Source organism: Gimesia panareensis (assembly GCF_007748155.1).
Lineage (GTDB): Bacteria > Planctomycetota > Planctomycetia > Planctomycetales > Planctomycetaceae > Gimesia > Gimesia panareensis.
The window spans coordinates 6,093,155-6,109,539 of record NZ_CP037421.1; the positions used below are offsets into that span (position 1 = coordinate 6,093,155).

General features: G+C 52.1%; 12 protein-coding genes. 8 read left to right on the plus strand and 4 right to left on the minus strand.

The annotated features are described in order from the left end of the window. Positions 1–367: 367 nt before the first annotated feature. A complete protein-coding gene (locus tag Enr10x_RS22680; RefSeq protein WP_145113256.1) occupies positions 368–1,183 on the minus strand; it encodes an enoyl-ACP reductase FabI in 816 nt (271 codons plus the stop codon). Between the two features lie 202 nt (positions 1,184–1,385). Continuing rightward, positions 1,386–3,149 (minus strand): sigma-70 family RNA polymerase sigma factor, encoded by a 1,764-nt coding sequence (locus Enr10x_RS22685; protein ID WP_145451474.1) that lies wholly within the window; start codon positions 3,147–3,149, stop codon positions 1,386–1,388. A 1,054-nt stretch (positions 3,150–4,203) separates the two neighbouring features. Here Enr10x_RS22685 and Enr10x_RS22690 point away from each other — a divergent pair. Both Enr10x_RS22690 and Enr10x_RS22695 read left to right on the plus strand, forming a co-directional pair. After that, entirely contained in the window at positions 4,204–5,349 is a 1,146-nt protein-coding gene (locus tag Enr10x_RS22690) for a citrate synthase (RefSeq protein ID WP_145113260.1), read from the plus strand. Positions 5,350–5,478: 129 nt separating this feature from the next. Then, positions 5,479–6,366, plus strand: a complete 888-nt coding sequence (locus Enr10x_RS22695) for a hypothetical protein (protein ID WP_145113262.1) — start codon at positions 5,479–5,481, stop codon at positions 6,364–6,366. Positions 6,367–6,378: 12 nt separating this feature from the next. Here Enr10x_RS22695 and Enr10x_RS22700 read toward each other — a convergent pair whose 3' ends face one another. Further along, positions 6,379–7,449, minus strand: a complete 1,071-nt coding sequence (locus tag Enr10x_RS22700) for a lysylphosphatidylglycerol synthase transmembrane domain-containing protein (protein WP_197996192.1) — start codon at positions 7,447–7,449, stop codon at positions 6,379–6,381. A gap of 330 nt (positions 7,450–7,779) precedes the next feature. Between Enr10x_RS22700 and Enr10x_RS22705 the strand changes: the two genes are divergently transcribed. Continuing rightward, complete coding sequence (locus Enr10x_RS22705; RefSeq protein ID WP_145113266.1) at positions 7,780–8,097, plus strand: hypothetical protein; 318 nt, start codon at positions 7,780–7,782, stop codon at positions 8,095–8,097. 28 nt (positions 8,098–8,125) lie between these two features. Here Enr10x_RS22705 and Enr10x_RS22710 read toward each other — a convergent pair whose 3' ends face one another. Then, on the minus strand, positions 8,126–9,703 hold the full coding sequence (locus tag Enr10x_RS22710) for an ATP-binding protein (protein ID WP_232093098.1): 1,578 nt from the start codon (positions 9,701–9,703) through the stop codon (positions 8,126–8,128). Positions 9,704–10,169: 466 nt separating this feature from the next. Here Enr10x_RS22710 and asnB point away from each other — a divergent pair, with 466 nt between their 5' ends. The 5 genes from asnB to Enr10x_RS22735 all read left to right on the plus strand — a co-directional run bounded on the left by asnB (position 10,170) and on the right by Enr10x_RS22735 (position 16,197). Beyond that, complete coding sequence (gene asnB / locus Enr10x_RS22715) at positions 10,170–12,143, plus strand: asparagine synthase (glutamine-hydrolyzing) (RefSeq protein WP_145451475.1); 1,974 nt, start codon at positions 10,170–10,172, stop codon at positions 12,141–12,143. Between the two features lie 49 nt (positions 12,144–12,192). After that, the gene (locus Enr10x_RS22720) at positions 12,193–12,450 is read left to right on the plus strand and encodes an acyl carrier protein (RefSeq protein WP_145451476.1); all 258 of its coding nucleotides are present in this window, start codon (positions 12,193–12,195) and stop codon (positions 12,448–12,450) included. Positions 12,451–12,468: 18 nt separating this feature from the next. Continuing rightward, the gene (locus tag Enr10x_RS22725) at positions 12,469–14,025 is read left to right on the plus strand and encodes a class I adenylate-forming enzyme family protein (protein WP_145113272.1); all 1,557 of its coding nucleotides are present in this window, start codon (positions 12,469–12,471) and stop codon (positions 14,023–14,025) included. 86 nt (positions 14,026–14,111) lie between these two features. Beyond that, entirely contained in the window at positions 14,112–15,104 is a 993-nt protein-coding gene (gene nadE / locus Enr10x_RS22730; protein WP_145113274.1) for an NAD(+) synthase, read from the plus strand. Between the two features lie 43 nt (positions 15,105–15,147). After that, on the plus strand, positions 15,148–16,197 hold the full coding sequence (locus Enr10x_RS22735; protein WP_197997332.1) for a polysaccharide deacetylase family protein: 1,050 nt from the start codon (positions 15,148–15,150) through the stop codon (positions 16,195–16,197). Positions 16,198–16,385 lie beyond the last annotated feature (188 nt).

Sequence of the window (16,385 nt, forward strand, 5' to 3'; positions counted from 1 at the left end):
AACGTAGATTTCAGTCTATGGATCACGAAAACCCGCGAAACGGGCAGATTTTTTCCCGATAGGGGAATCGCTCCCAAAAAGGGAGTTGTTCAGCACACAACCGCTGTAGGGAAATCGAAATGAAAAATGAGTCAATCCACAGAAATGAAATAAATTCTGCTCAAGTCTTTCTGGTGCCGCTCCGAGAGGCGGTGCGCATGAAAAAACCACCTGTTGTAACGATTGTGTTCAACAGGTGGTTCAAATGGATTGTGATGTTTCCCGAAAAGTCGAGACTAGACTGTGTCCAGTTTTACTGTAGCGTCTCCAGGGCCACTTGGACCGGGTATATTAAATTGAGAAACGCTATGTTTACATTCGACGCGCTCTAGCTTTCCATCTGCTGCAGCTCGATCGGAGGGGCCCCCATGATGTGGTAGCCGGAATCGACATGGTGATTCTCACCGGAGACACCGCTGGACAGGTCACTCAACAGGTACATACCCGCTTTCCCGACATCATCCGGCGTAATGTTTTTCCGCAGAGGCGACATCGTGGAATAGAGTTTCATCATCACATCGAATTCCCCGACGGCGGAGGAGCTGAGGGTCTTCAGCGGTCCGGCACTCAGGCTGTTCACGCGGATGCCTTCCGGCCCCAGTTCGTTGGCAAGGTACATCACGGTGTTTTCCAGGGCGGACTTGCAGATCCCCATCACGTTGTAACCGGGGATGACTTTCTCACCGCCCAGGTAACTCAGCGTCAGCATGCTGCCGCCCGGTTTCAGAATTTCACGGGCGCGGCGGGCGATGGTGATCAGACTGTAAACGCTGATTTCCATCGAGAGTTTAAACCCGTCCCGGCTCACGTTGTAGACCGGCCCCTTCAGGTCATCCATGGGAGCGTAAGCGATCGAGTGCAACAGAAAATCGATTTCGCCGTACTCTGCCTTGACCGTTTCGAACACCTTGTCCAGGTCTTCCTCTTTGGTGACATCGCAGGGAATCATGAGCTTCGCCCCACGCGGTTCGACCAGCTTTCTTAAGCGACGCTCCATGCGGGGACGCTCCGGGTCTTTATCGGGAAGGTGAGTGAAAGCCATCTCGGCTCCCTCATCATACAGCTTCTCAGTAATTGCCCAGGCGATGGAATGGTCATTCGCAATGCCAAATACAAGACCTTTTTTACCTTCAAAAAGCCCCATGCTGTGATACTCCGTAAATTTTTTAAAATCCAGATAGATTGAAGGGACGGGGATATTCAATCTGCAACTGTAAATCGCTTCTCAATATTGCGTATAAACTATTCGAATTCCGCCCAATAGAAAAGCCAAAGGCGGCCTGTTGTTCGTGAAAACAACAAACCGCCTTGAATCTAAGGAGTTTCAGAGTCAGATCAGAGCTGATTTATTCCATCGCCCCGACCATGCTGGAGGATTCCTGTTCTGACTGAACGCCCTCTTCTGTCTGATTTTCCTCATCTTCCTTATTGGGGAAGATGGCGTCCACAAACCCTCGCAGATGAGCACTTCGTGTCTGGTGCTGCAGTTTCCGCAGGGCCTTGGATTCAATCTGACGAATACGTTCACGGGTCACCTTAAAGATGCGACCGGTTTCTTCCAGTGTGTAGCTGTAACCGTCACCCAGACCATAACGCAGGCGAATGATCTCGCGTTCGCGATACGTCAGGCTCTTGAGGACGTGTTCAATCTTATCTTTGAGCATTTCCCGCATGGCGGCGTCGGCCGGCGAAGATTCGTGGCCGTCTTCCAGGAAATCGCCAAAGCTGCTGTCTTCGCTTTCTCCCACCGGGGTATCCAGGCTGATGGGATGTTTCCAGGTTTTCATGATCCGTTCGGTCTCTTCCACACCCAGTCCGACGGAATCAGCCAGCTCTTCCATGGTTGGTTCGCGGCCGGTTTCCTGGCGAATCTGTTCGCTGCGGGCTTTGAGAGTCGAAATACTCTGGAACATATGCACGGGAATTCGAATCGTCCGGGCATGATCTGCCACAGCCCGGGTAATCGCCTGACGAATCCACCAGGTGGCGTAAGTGGAGAACTTGTAACCGCGGCGGTATTCATATTTCTCGACGCCCCGCATCAGACCGGCATTCCCTTCCTGAATCAGGTCGAGGAAGCTCAGGCCACGATTACGATACTTTTTGGCAATCGAAACCACCAGACGCAGGTTACCGCCAGACAGTTGCTGCTTGGCTTCGGTCCAGTCGTCAAAGCGACGTTTGATTTCACGGGAGCGGGACTGGAAATCATCGGATGATTCCACAACCATCGTGGTCAGTTCTGCCAGCTCGCGTTCCAGCAGACGGGTGTCGGTCGTTTTGTGTCGCAACTGCCGAAAGTCTTCCAGCTGTTCCTGAACTTCACGCATCCGGCCCGCGATCTGGTGAATACGTTTCAGAACAGGCTGCAGACGCTGAGTTCGCAGACAGAGTTCTTCGCAGAGGGTCGCCATTTTCTGACGACGGATTTTCATGCGTTTGCGAATCTCACGCTGTTCAACTTTGCCGACTTCTCCCGAGTAGAGTTTTTCAAAATCGTCGTTGTTTTTCTGAAGAAGTGCTTTCAGAGTGGCGATATTGTAAGGCATCCGACCCATGATCTGATCTTTGGTGGCATCCTCGGTATCAGATGTTCGCAGTGTGCGTTCAAAGGGCAGTTCTCCGGCGTAAACTTTTTCCAGAGTATCAATGGCAATTTTGAGTGCGAAATCTGATTCCAGCACGGTGCGGCGGAACCGCTTGCGGGTGATCTCGATTTTCTTCGCCAGGAAAATTTCGCGGGAACGACTGAGCAGCGGGATATTTCCCATCTGGCTCAGATACATGCGAATGGGGTCGCGTGAAGAAAGGGATGTTTCGGGCTCGACCATGGCGGACGAATCGTCATCATCGTCCGAACTTGCCGCTGCCGCGGGGTCCGTTGCCGCTGATCCATTTGACGCAGAAGCATCCTCTTCCTCATCGATGTCTGCATTTGGATCATCAATCAGGTCGAGTTCACGTTCTTCCAGGCCGACGACAATATACTCAATCAGAGACGGATCGCCTCCTTCGTCAGGGAGAAACGTATGAACCTGTTGAAATGTCAAAAAACCTTGTTTTTCCGCTTCCTGAAATAATGAATTCAGATGGGCATCGAAACGGTGCACGGGTCACTCCCTTAAATATTTATTGTCAAAATTTTGTCGGTCACACGTCCGTGCGTAACCACGGCGTTTCTGTTTATGAGAATAAAAGGAAAGTCTGATCTAAAGCATCAGAGCCGATCGCATTACTTCCCTTTTCCAGTTGTCAACTCTCTGTCCGTTATCTGGCATGCCTGCATGCCACTCTACTCATCCCTGACCTAATCCTATAGAGACAGGCAGGGAAATAATCATAAAACTCATCAAAACCTGAAGGCGGTCTCTGAGCCCGGTAAAATCAGTCCTTAGTAATATCAACTGCGAGGAGAAAGGCTCTAAGAAGAACCTGACCGTTTGAGGTAGACTGGGCGTTGCGTAGAGCAAATTACCTGAGGCATCGCTCAAATACGCACTCGTGCTCTTAGTCGGAGCATCCGGTTCGCCAACATCATTCATCAAGAGGGTTCTCTCCCAAGGCATCCTTACTACTCCCGAGAACCTGAAAAAGCCAATAAGCCTCCAGCTCATATAGCCCCATACTACCACAACTTTTCGTAACGTCTACGGAAATCCCCAATCACGATTTAAAAAATTATAAAAAACCTTTCCGGCTTTATCTGTCAATAACTTACGTCTATTAGAGACGGTTATGACCGGAGTAAGAATTTACCAGACTCATTCTCAGGCCAAACCAGTTTAAATCTCAACCAGACAGCACTTTAAGCAGGAACAGCTGTTTAAGAGATACAACAGCGGCACTGCCTCATACTCTTATTTTCACACGCCCCCGAAAATAGTCAATCCCCCGATTTGGATCCTCTGCTGAACATTTAGGGAATCTTACATCTATGACAGTTGTTCTGAACCCCGCGCTCCGTTCTGGAGATGTCTGCCCGGAAACAATTGCACTTGATTGAACTTATGCCCGGGCTTGATATACTGGGGTGCGAGGCGTTTTCCATACTTTGTTTAAAAAAAGTTGGTGCGGGTTACCGCCAGACCAGAGCCTTCGTTTAAGTGATAGCTACCCTTTACTGTTTATTTATTGGCTGTAGATGAGAAAGTGAAATCAGTTCAAATGAGTGCAGACACAGAGAAAACACCAAGCGAAGCTGTCAAAGGTCTAAAAGGAATCATTGCAGCCGACAGTTCCATCTGTTTAGTTAACGGTACTGAAGGGAAGCTCCTGTACCGTGGCTACAATATCGACGATCTGGCGGAGCATGCCACGTTTGAGGAAGTCTCCTTCCTGCTGCTCAACGGCGAGCTCCCCAACGAAACACAACTCGCAGAGTACCAGAAAGAGCTGAAGCAGTTCCGCAGCATTCCTGCTGAGCTCATCGAAACTCTGAAGAAACTTCCTCAGACAGCCCCTCCGATGGCACAGCTGCGGTCGCTGACTTCACTGGCAGGGGTTTACGATGCGGATGCAGAAGAAGAATCGTTTGAGAAACGCCTGCAGATTTCAATCAAGCTGATTTCCCAAATCCCGACGATGGTGGCCGCCATTCATCGCGTCCGCCAGGGACTGGAACCGGTTGCCCCCGACGACAGCCTCTGTCACGCCGGCAACTTCATGTACATGCTCAACGGCGAGAAGCCGAGTGAAGACGCCACCCGCGCCATGGACCTGATCCTGACTCTGCACGCCGAACACGGACTGAATGCGAGTACCTTCACCAGCCGTGTCATCATCGCCACGCTGCCGGATATCTACTCCGCCATCACCGGTGCCATCGGTGCTCTGAAAGGAAAACTGCACGGCGGTGCGAACACAGAAGTTCTCAAAACTCTGTTCGAAATCGGTTCGATTGACAACATCGCTCCCTACATCAAGAAGACCCGGGAGAACAAAGGCAAGTTCATGGGATTCGGACACGCGGTATACCAGGTGGAAGATCCTCGTGCCAAACACCTCAAGGAACTTTCCCGTCGACTGGGAGAAGAGACCGGCGAACCAAAGTGGTACGAAATGTCAATCGAAATGGAAAAGCAGGTCTACGCGGAAATCAAGCGGAACTGCAATGTCGATTTCTACTCGGCCAGCCTGCAGCACTACATGGGCATCCCGGGCGATCTCTTCACCTGTATCTTCGCTTCCAGCCGTATTGCCGGCTGGTGTGCTCACATCCTCGAGCAGCTGGACGGCAACAAAATCATTCGCCCCAAAGCGAACTACATCGGCTACGAAGAACGGGCTTATGTTCCCGTCAGCCAGCGTTAAACCGCAGTATTGAAATAGCATTCCAGAAACCCCGGTGACAACACCGGGGTTTTTTCTGCATTTTGAAATCACCCGATCATTCATCTTTTCAAATCACTCTGACAGCAGACATCAGACGGGGAGTCAGCAATGCGATACGCCAGCCGTAGTGTGAAATTCCAGATCCGGTTTTTGTGCCTGCTCCTGTGTCTGTTCGGGGGACTCTCCCTGGCAGAGTGTGGCGTGATCTATGTCGACAACCGCGCAGGAAACAATGCCTTCAACGGCATCGCCGCCAAAACGACCAACGGAATGAACGGCCCCGTCAAAACAATCACGCGGGCACTGGAATATGCCCGGCCGGGTGACAAGATCGTGCTGATCAACAATAACACGCCCTACCAGGAGTCTCTCACGCTTTCCGGAAAACGTTTCTGCGGACTGGGGCGGGAGAAATTCACGATTCTCGGCAATGGTGCCACCATCAGCGGAGCCGTACCGGTCCCGAACAACGGCTGGAGAAAGCTGGACGGGGGCCTCTGGAAAGTCACTCCCTATCGCAAAGGGTATTTCAACCTCTACCTGGAGGGGAAACCGGTCACGGAATATCAACCCGCTGAAGGGAAAACGCTGCAACTCACAGACATCCCCGTCGGGCAATGGGCTGTCCACCATGGTTCCATCTACTACCACGAACAGAAAAACCAACTGCCCCCCATGGAGCCATTTTCACTGGCAGGCAAGTCGGTCGGCCTGTCCCTGATCGATGTGACGGGAGTCCATATTTCCGACGTCACATTTGAGAACTTCCGTGTGGATGGCATCAACGTGCATGATCGCTGCAAGGATATCATCCTGGACAAAGTCACCTGCACCGGAAATGGTCGTTGCGGTCTGTCGGTGAATGGGACTTCACAGGTCGAAGTCCTGGATTCCAAACTGGTGAAGAACCGCGTGGAAGACCTGCTGATCACCGAACAGGGTGTCGCTGAACTGAAACAGACCGAACTGGGCAAAGAAGTCAAACTCAAGCCGTAGCCGCGCGACATGTCAGCCGTCGGATCCCTCCAGCTCATCGAGTTCCTTCTCCGCTTCCCGCTCGGCTTCGCTCAGCTTGAGCCCGGCCCGATTCGAGTAATACAGGCCCACCAGTGTCACAGGAATATACTGTGACAGGTGATAGTAAATGGAAGCGGCGAATGCTTTCGCTTCAGGTACACCAAACGGCTGCAGGCTGATCTTGAAACAAAACTGAATCACCCCGAAAAAACCAGGGGTGGCGGGGACGGTCACTCCAAATGCAGTCACTCCCAGCACCACAAATGCCGCCAGGGGAGTAATCTCAATCTGGAAACTCCAGAGCGCCACCAGAATACTCAGACCATTGATAAACCACTGCGCAAATGAAGTCCAGATGATCCCAAATGCCAGACGCCCGCTTTTCATGGAAGCCATTCCCTCTGCTCCCGCACGCATCATTTCCAAAATGAGGTGCGTCAGTTTTTCAGGAAGAAAAGGAAGCAGACCAAACAGTTTCTGAAATAGACCGATTACTGCTTCTGTCCAGATCAGATACGCGGCCAGCACCATGATGATCACTGGCATAATACCTGCCAGAAACAGGCTTGCTGTCTGATAATCTTTTGAAAGACCAGGTGCGAAATAAATGCCGCACCAGAGGTAACAGAGAATCGCCACAATATCAAACAGCCGCTCCAGAACCACGGTCGACAGTACGGTTGTTTTGGGTATCTGAAACTGCCGTCCGAGGACATAAACGCGTAAAAACTCTCCCAGATGCGCAGGTAGAATGTTATTCCCCATAAAGCCGATCATCATCGCCGGGGCCACTTCAGAGACCTTCAGCTTCCGGACCGGTTCCAGCAGCATCCGCCAACGGTAGGCTTTCAACCAGAAAAAGAGAAACAGCAACCCCAGCATCACAGGCAGCGTCCAGTAATTTGCCTGACGAAAACTCTCTTGAATCTGCTGCAGATTGACTCCCCAGAGCGCAGCCACCAGGCAGGCAATCGTGATGATGACACCAATCACCAGCTTGATCAGTTTCGATTTATTAATGGGAATTTCTCCAAAACACAGGCAGCGAACAAAGCGGGACACTTCAACAGAACGGAAAATCTTTTATCGCATCGTCTTCAGATTTCAAAGAGGAATCCAGCCCGTCAGCACATCCACATCACATACAGACCTCCATATTTATCTATTTTCACAGAGTTCGAACAGCCAGCCCATGAATTTTTTACAATGTTTCTACGTTTGTGTTAAAACCTCTTGCCAACTTAATACGAGAATTTTATCCTTCTTTCCTCTTCGCACGCATTGGAAAACTTTCTCACATTCAATCTGCGTGCCGGGACTCTACCCCATAAAGATTCCAGTTCGGATTTACAGGAATATTTTATCAAGGGACTGAACGTAAGGAGCTCATGGATGAGCATTTTAAAGATCTATTGCCCCGAAGAAACCCTCTCTGAAACGACCGTTTCTCAAACAGAATCTCAACCAATGATTCTGCCCTTCAGCCGCAGACTGACTCGTTCACCTCAATTGGAACGACAGACAGACTGGGTATTGAATCGTGCACGGGTCCTGTTCAAAAACCAGCAGTGTCCGGCGTGCAACAGCTCGGCGATTGAGAAACTGGAACTGAGAGACGGGTTATTAAACCGCAGAAACCGTCTGATTCCGGGTACGTCCACCGTGGTGGGGTTCCGCTGCGAATCCTGTGATACGGAATGGCCCGCCTGAAGCGTCTGCCACTGATCACATCTCGCGATCACATGACTGAGAAGTAGTTCTCGACGGCGAAGTCAAAGGCTTCCGGGCTGAGTTTGCGCGGAATCTCTTTGTAGGTGCAGAAATTCTTCACCTGCAGCAGCAGGTCGCGAGGTTGACATGCACGGAACGGCCGATCCACGGCCTTATAATGCGTGTCGATCAGATGCTGATACGCCTGCTCGTCAAACTGAAAGCCCATGATCGGTGCCATCAGCTCAAACAGCGCCCGGAATTCCTCCTCCGAGGGATCGAGGGCTTCAATCTTGTAAGGAATTCGACGCAAAAAGGCCGCATCGACCAGGTCATTGGGCTCCAGGTTCGTCGAGAAGATAATCAACTGGTCGAAGGGAACCTGGATTTTTTTCCCGCTGGGCAGGTTCAGAAAGTCATATCGTTTTTCCAGTGGCACAATCCAGCGGTTGAGTAATTCATCCACGGGCATCCGCTGGCGTCCAAAGTCATCGATCACAAACGTGCCGCAGTTACTCTTTAACTGTAAGGGAGCTTCACAGATTTTTGTCTGCTGATTTTGCGTGATCTCCAGTTCCTTCATGGTCAATTCACCACCGGCGATCACTGTCGGACGCACGATCTGGACCCAGCGCTGATCGATGCCGGACAAATCAAACAGTCCCTCTGATGTCTCTTCCTGGACCACCTCTTCGTGCAGACCCGGATCAAAGATGCGAATAATGTCGCCGTCGATGCCCAAGCAGCGGGGAATCCAGATGGTCGATCCGAACGCTTTAGTAATCCGCTCTGCGATACTGGTTTTCCCGTTCCCCGCCTCACCAAACAGAAACATCCCTCTGCCGGAGTTTACAGCTGGTCCCAGGCGATCCAGCATCGTGGGATTAATAATCAGATCGGAAAATGCTTCCTTTAAATCAGATTCCGTGGCTTCCTGTTTGGCGATGCTCTGCAGTTCCATCGCCTTCAGATAATCCTTGAAGCAGACCGGAGCCGCCCCAAAGTAGGTACATTCCTGTGTGTAACGCCGCGCGCGTTCGCGCCCCAGTTCGGTGATCTGAAATTCATAGTCACCCATTTCAGCCGTACTGCCATACGCCACCAGCTGGTCCTGCTTGGCTCGTTTCAGGATGGCGTCGACAATCCCGAAGGGCAATTTGATCTGTTTGCAGATCTGCCTACCGGTCTGAGTCCCCTTGGCCAGCAGATATTTGAGAATCAAACGCTCAATTTCATCCTGGGTCAGTCCGGTATCATCAAGCGTTTCCGGGCATTGGGGAATGAAATTACCCTGCGATTCCTCAGTACTGCCTTTGAGCAGCGACTGCACCCGATTGAATAACTGGCTGAGGTGCTGATCCTTGCCAATAACGCGCATGGGCTCCTGCAGTTCAGGCATGGCGGAAGTGGGCAGATCCTCCGCATTCGCGACGTCATCAACGTCTGTCTCGTCGGAGTGTTCTGCAGCAGCGAGTTCCAGCATACTCAACGAAGCCAGTAACTCTTCGGTATTCACTGTGCCGGATGCGGTTTTCTGTTTAGATTCAGTCTCATCCTGGCTGGACATCAAATCTGACGAATCGGAAGCATGTTCTTGAGCTGACATATCGGTTCACAATCAATCTAATGCGTTGAATGAAAAGAATCGCATCATTCGGTCGCATACATCCCGGCCAGGCCCGCTTTAAATGTGAATGGGAGGAAATGCAGCCATCTTATATAGTGCATCGAAAACATAGCCCGGGTGGCGCCGGAGTCAAATTAGTTTTTGCAACTCTCCCGAAATCGACTCCGGTCTGAACCGACCTGCTGCATTGAAATACGATTTTTGATACATGATTTCACGCAGACCTCCCGGATCTGATCAGGAGTTCTCTGGTACAGTCAAAACGATTAAAGCGCTTGCAGCAATTAATCACCAAAACAGTCAGATGACCGTTTATTTTTCTGAACGATCCCGCTAACTGACACTAAAAATTTGACTTGATACTCCCCCGACCTAGATTCCCACTGTGAGAGTTTTCTCTCGCTCACAGGCAACTTCCAGCTTCTCCAAATGATTGGATGCTTCTATGTGTGGAATCGCGGGCTTTATCCGCACTGATCGACGCCCCGTCGAACAGTCAGATTTGAACAACATGATCCAGACCCTGAACCACCGGGGACCTGACGCTTCAGGTACACAAATCTCGGGGCCCGTCGGGCTGGCACACAGTCGACTCAGTATTGTCGACCTGGCCGGCGGCCTGCAGCCGATGCAGACTGCAGATGGCATGTTGAGCGTCACTTTCAACGGAGAAATTTTTAATCACATTGAACTGCGTGCACAACTGCAGCAGAAAGGCTATCAGTTTCAGACTCACTCCGACACGGAAGTGATTCTGCTGATGTACGCCGAATACGGGCCGGAATGCGTCCAGCACTTTAACGGCCAATGGGCCTTCGCCATTCACGATCGCCGCAAGCAGGAAGTCTTCCTGTCACGCGACCGCATGGGCATCCGCCCCCTGGTCTATACGCAGACAGCAGGTCGTTTCTGCTTCGCATCTGAAGTCAAAGCCCTGTTCGCTCTGCCGGACGTCGAACGTAAAGTCGATCATACCGCCTTAAACCAGCTGTTTACCTTCTGGTCACCCTTACCTCCCCGTACATTTTTCGCAGGCATCTCGGAACTGCCCCCCGGTCATTCCATGATCGTGAAAGAAGGCAATATCCGCATCTGGCAATACTGGAGCCTCGACTATTCACCCAACGAGGAAAACCGTTCGCTGGACGACTGGGCAGACGAACTCCGTTCGCTGCTGATCAACGCCACCCAGCTCCGTTTGCGGGCCGATGTTTCAGTCGGCGCTTACCTGAGTGGCGGGCTCGACTCTTCCATTACCGCGGCCATTATCCGCAACTACACGAATGCTCCGCTGAATACCTTTTCGGTCAATTTCAACGACAAAGATTTTGACGAAAGCCGTTTCCAGCAGGAAATGATCACCGAACTGGGAACCGATCACCAGACAGTCTGCTGTTCTTACGACGATATCGGCCGGATCTTCCCGACCGTGATTCAACACACCGAAAAACCGGTTCTGCGAACCGCCCCTGCTCCCATGTTTCTCCTGTCGAAACTGGTTCGGGAAAGTCAGTTCAAAGTCGTCATGACCGGCGAAGGAGCAGACGAAGTCTTCGGCGGTTACGATCTGTTCAAAGAAACGAAAATCCGTCGTTTCTGGAGTCGCCAGCCCGAGTCCAGCATCAGGCCGCTGCTCCTGAAGCGTCTCTATCCTTACATGAAAAATCTGCAGGCCCAGTCCCCTGCCTACCTGAAAGCCTTCTTCAACATCCGTGAAGAGGAACTGCAGAGCCCGTTCTTTTCTCATCTGCCCCGCTGGGACCTGACCTCCAAACTGAAAGCATTCTTCAGCGACGACCTCAAACAGCAGCTGAAAGCGCAGGATCCACAGGCTGAATTCAAGCAGCAGCTGCCTCCCGAGTTTTCCGACTGGCCCTCGTTCTGCCAGGCCCAGTACCTGGAAGCCGTCAATCTGATGCCCGGCTATATTCTCTCTTCGCAGGGAGACCGGATGGCGATGGGCAATTCCGTGGAAGGCCGCTTCCCGTTCCTGGATTACCGGGTCGTCGAATTCGCATCGCGAGTCCCGGTCCGCTTCAAAATGAACGGCCTCAACGAAAAATTCCTGCTGAAATACGCCCTGCGGGATCTGATTCCCGACAGTATTCGCCGACGCCCCAAACAACCTTACCGTGCTCCGGATGCACACAGTTTCATTGACACTGCCAGCCAGCAGGCCCGGTTTGAATATGTCAATGAGCTGCTCTCCCCGGATCGCCTGCAGGCCAATGGCCTGTTTCAGCCCGCGGCAGTGCAGCGGCTGGTCAGGAAAATGGAACAGGGACGGGCGATCGGCACGCGTGACAACATGGCCCTGGTCGGGATCCTGTCGACCCAGTTACTGGTCGAACAGATGATTCACGGACAGACCGTCACTCCTGAAAAACAGACAACAGCTCCCGCCAGAATTTTGAGTTAGACCAATTCTGAATAATTTCTCCATCTCATACAACAAAGAGGATAAGAAAATGAAGTCCATTCAATCAGAGATTCGCAACTTTGTCGCCGACAACTTCCTGTTTGGGGAAGATCCGGAATCATTGCAGAACGATGACTCATTCCTGGAAACCGGCATTATTGATTCCACGGGCGTACTCGAACTGGTTGCCTTTATCGAAGATCAGTACGACGTTCAGGTCGATGACGACGAACTGGTACCGGAAAACCTGGACTCGATCAATTGTCTGATCGACTTCATCGAATCAAAACTGAAAGAACTGGCCTAATTTCAAAGGAGCGGGCTGTTGTTACTGCAATCATTTCTGGAACAGAGCACCCATCACCATCCGGATAAAATCGCGCTGATCGTCAATCAGTCGCGGTACACCTACCAGGAACTGGAAACGCAAAGCAACCGGCTGGCACACGCCCTGCTGGAGCGGGGACTGCAGCGCGGAGACCGGGTGGCGATTCACCTGGACAACTCCCTCGAAGCGGTTGTTGCGGTCTTTGCGACACTCAAAGCGGGTGGTGTGTTCGTGATGGTCAATCCTACTACGAAGATCGACAAGCTGACCTATGTGTTAAACAACTGTCGGGCCAGCACGCTGATCATCCCCGGGAAGAAACGTAACACCATTCTGGAACATTCCGATCTGCTGCCTCATCTGAAAACAGTCGTCACGGTGGGCCCGGCTCCCAAACTGCCGGAACAGACCGATCTGCAGATGCACCGCATTTCAGACTGGGAGCAGTTGCAGTCTGACTATGCAGAACAGATCACTCCGCCCTCCATTGAAACGATCAGCATCGACCTGGCCGCACTGGTTTATACCTCTGGTTCAACGGGGAATCCCAAAGGGGTTATGCTGACGCATTTAAATATGACGTCCGCCGCCCGTTCGATTACGACTTACCTGATGAATGTCCCCGAAGACATCATTCTCAACGTGTTGCCGCTCTCCTTCGACTACGGGCTCTACCAGTTGCTGATGGCGTTCCGGGTGGGCGCTACGCTGGTACTCGAAAAATCGTTTACCTATCCGCATGCGGTCCTGCAGAAAATCATTGATGAAAATGTGACCGGCTTTCCGCTGGTCCCGACCATGTCAGCGATCCTGCTGAAAATGGATCTCTCCAAATACGATTTTTCTCAACTGCGATACATCACCAATACAGGCGCGGCACTGCCGACGGAACACATTCTGACCTTCCGCAAACGACTGCCTCATCTGCAGATTTTCTCGATGTACGGCCTGACCGAATGCAAGCGGGTTTCCTACCTGCCCCTGGATCAGGTCGATACCCGCACCGGCTCGGTAGGGATCGCCATGCCGGATACGGAGGTCTTTATCGTCGACGATGAAGGCCATCGCCTGCCCCCCGAACATGTCGGGGAACTGGTGGTCCGTGGTGCGAATGTCATGAAAGGCTACTGGGAAGCACCGGAGCGAACGGCCGAACGGCTCAAGCCGGGAGAACTGCCAGGCGAGATGTTCCTGTATACCGGGGACCTGTTCCGCATGGACCGGGAAGGCTATCTGTACTTTGTCGGTCGGCGGGATGACATCATCAAAAGCCGCGGCGAAAAGGTCAGCCCGAAAGAAGTTGAAAACGTGCTGTTTGCCCATCCAGGCATTTCCGAAGCGGCCATCGTGGGAGATCCCGATTCGGTACTGGGACAGTCCATCCGGGCGATCGTCACCCTGATGCCCGGACAGGAACTGACGGAGAAAGAAGTCCTTTCCTACTGCCGCAAGCATCTGGAAGATTTCATGGTTCCCCAGAAGGTGGAGTTCCGTGATGAGCTGCCCAAATCGCCCAACGGCAAAGTCGATAAAAAACAACTCGCGCTGCCCTGAACCGGTAGAGCGTCAACTCATACATTCAAGATTTAACATACATCAATCAGCTGGTAATAAATCAGCTAAAATCAGGAGTACCAACTATGTCGACGATTACCTCCCGTACTTTCAGTCCGGAATTACTGAATCTGGATTGTGCTGCAGAAACCGACCGCATCGTCAGCTGGATGCGGGAATCCGTTCGCAAAGACATGCGCAAAAAAGGGGCCGTCCTGGGTCTCTCCGGAGGAATCGACAGCAGTGTGGTGACCGCACTCTGCGTCCGGGCCTTCGGTGCGGATCGGGTCCTGGGCATCATGATGCCAGAACATGACACGAAAGATGAAAGCCTGACCTACGGCCAGTTGCTCGCGGATCATTTCCATGTGGAAGCCATCGTGGAAAATATTTCGCCCATGCTGCAGGGCGCCGGCTGCTACGAACGCCGCGATGCCGCCATCAAACAGGTCATCCCGGAATACGAACCGCACTGGAAATCCAAAATTGTGCTGCCCAACCTGCTTCAGGAAGGGGGCTATCGTGTGTTTTCGGTCGTCGTGCAGACACCGGAAGGCGAACTGATCAAAAAGCGCCTGCCGTTATCTGCCTACCAGACCATCGTCGCAGCCACCAACTTCAAGCAGCGCTGCCGCAAAATGATGGAGTACTACCATGCGGATCGGCTGAATTACGCCGTACCCGGGACTCCAAACCGGCTCGAATACGACCAGGGCTTCTTCGTCAAAAACGGCGATGGGGCTGCCGACCTCAAACCGATCGCGCACCTTTACAAGACTCAGGTCTATCAACTGGCATCCTACCTGGATGTACCGGAATTGATTCAGATGCGTCCCCCCACCACCGACACCTACTCCCTGGAGCAGTCACAGGAAGAATTCTTCTTCGCGGTCTCCTATGACAAACTGGACTGCTGCCTGTATGGCCTGAACCATGGTTTTTCTGCAACGGAAGTGGCAGACGGTATCGGCCTGCCTGCAGAACAGGTGGAACTGGTCTACAGCGATATCGAATCGAAACGCAAAGCAGGCCGCTATCTGCACATGCCTCCGCAACTGGTGGAACATGTCTCCGGCTGAACCAGTTTGAATAGAAACTGCAGAGATGGAAAGGAAATGGAGGATGAGTAAAAAAGAACTGCTGGCCAGAGCACTCGACTGGACGGGCATGAATCTGCTTGCGCGGAATACCCCTGTCTGGAATGGCCTGATTGTTCTGAATTACCATCGGATCGGAGACTGGCAGAATTCACTGTTCGATCATGATCTGTGGAGTGCTTCGGCAGAAGACTTTGAGAAGCAGCTGCGTTTTCTCACCTTGAATTTCGATCTGATCCGGATCCATGAGCTGGAACATGTTCTGAAACAACCCCGGGGTCGTTATGTACTGATCACGTTCGATGACGGATATCGCGACAATTACGAATGGGCCTTTCCCCTGCTCCGCGCATATAATTCGCCAGCCACCTTTTTCCTGACCACCGGATTTCTGGATGACCGGAAAATGGCGTGGTGGGACGAAATATCCTGGATGGTCCGCAGCGCTTCCAAGGGCACCCTGAAAGCGGAGCCCTGGTTCGACCTTGAACTTTCCCTGGAACCGGAACAGGCAAGTCAGACGATTAAATCCCTGTTACAGATTTACAAGAGCCTGCCCGGAGAACAGACAGCAGACTTCATGAATGCGCTGGCTGAGGTGACTGGCACTGGTCGTTGCCCTGCTGAAATTGCGGATCAGGTCTGGATGGACTGGGAGATGGTCCGCGAGATGAGCGAAGCCGGCATGGATCTGGGAGGCCATACTGTGAACCACCCTGTGCTCGCGAATCATCCTGAAGAAACCCAGCAGCATGAAGTCTCGCATTGCAAACACCGGATCGAAACCGAAATTAATCGATCGATTTCAGCCTTCAGTTATCCGGTGGGTGCCCAACATTCTTTTAACCAGCTGACCCGCGAGTGCCTGGAACAGGCTGGCTACCGCTGGGGATTCAGTTATTATGGCGGCTACACATCGCTGGGCTCTCACGATCCCTGGGACCTGCCCCGCATCGCCATCGAATCTGAAAACCCGGCTGCACTGTTCCGCTCTTCCGTCTCTTTCCCACAGGTCTTCAGCCAGAAAAAAGTGTACACAAACACCCCGTCCCCATCGACTCCCACCTCGGAATAATTCGAGGTTCGCACGCTCGTTTCTGATATTTTCTCAGAATTTGCGATCCGCCTGCCCAGTTGGTTGACGATTCTCTTGGAATTTGCGATAACAACGGACCGCTTTGCAGGTTGTGGTATGCGCAACAGCGCTATGATTACCACAATTCCAACTGCTCTATCCGGTTTGATTCTCCTGAAGCACAGCCG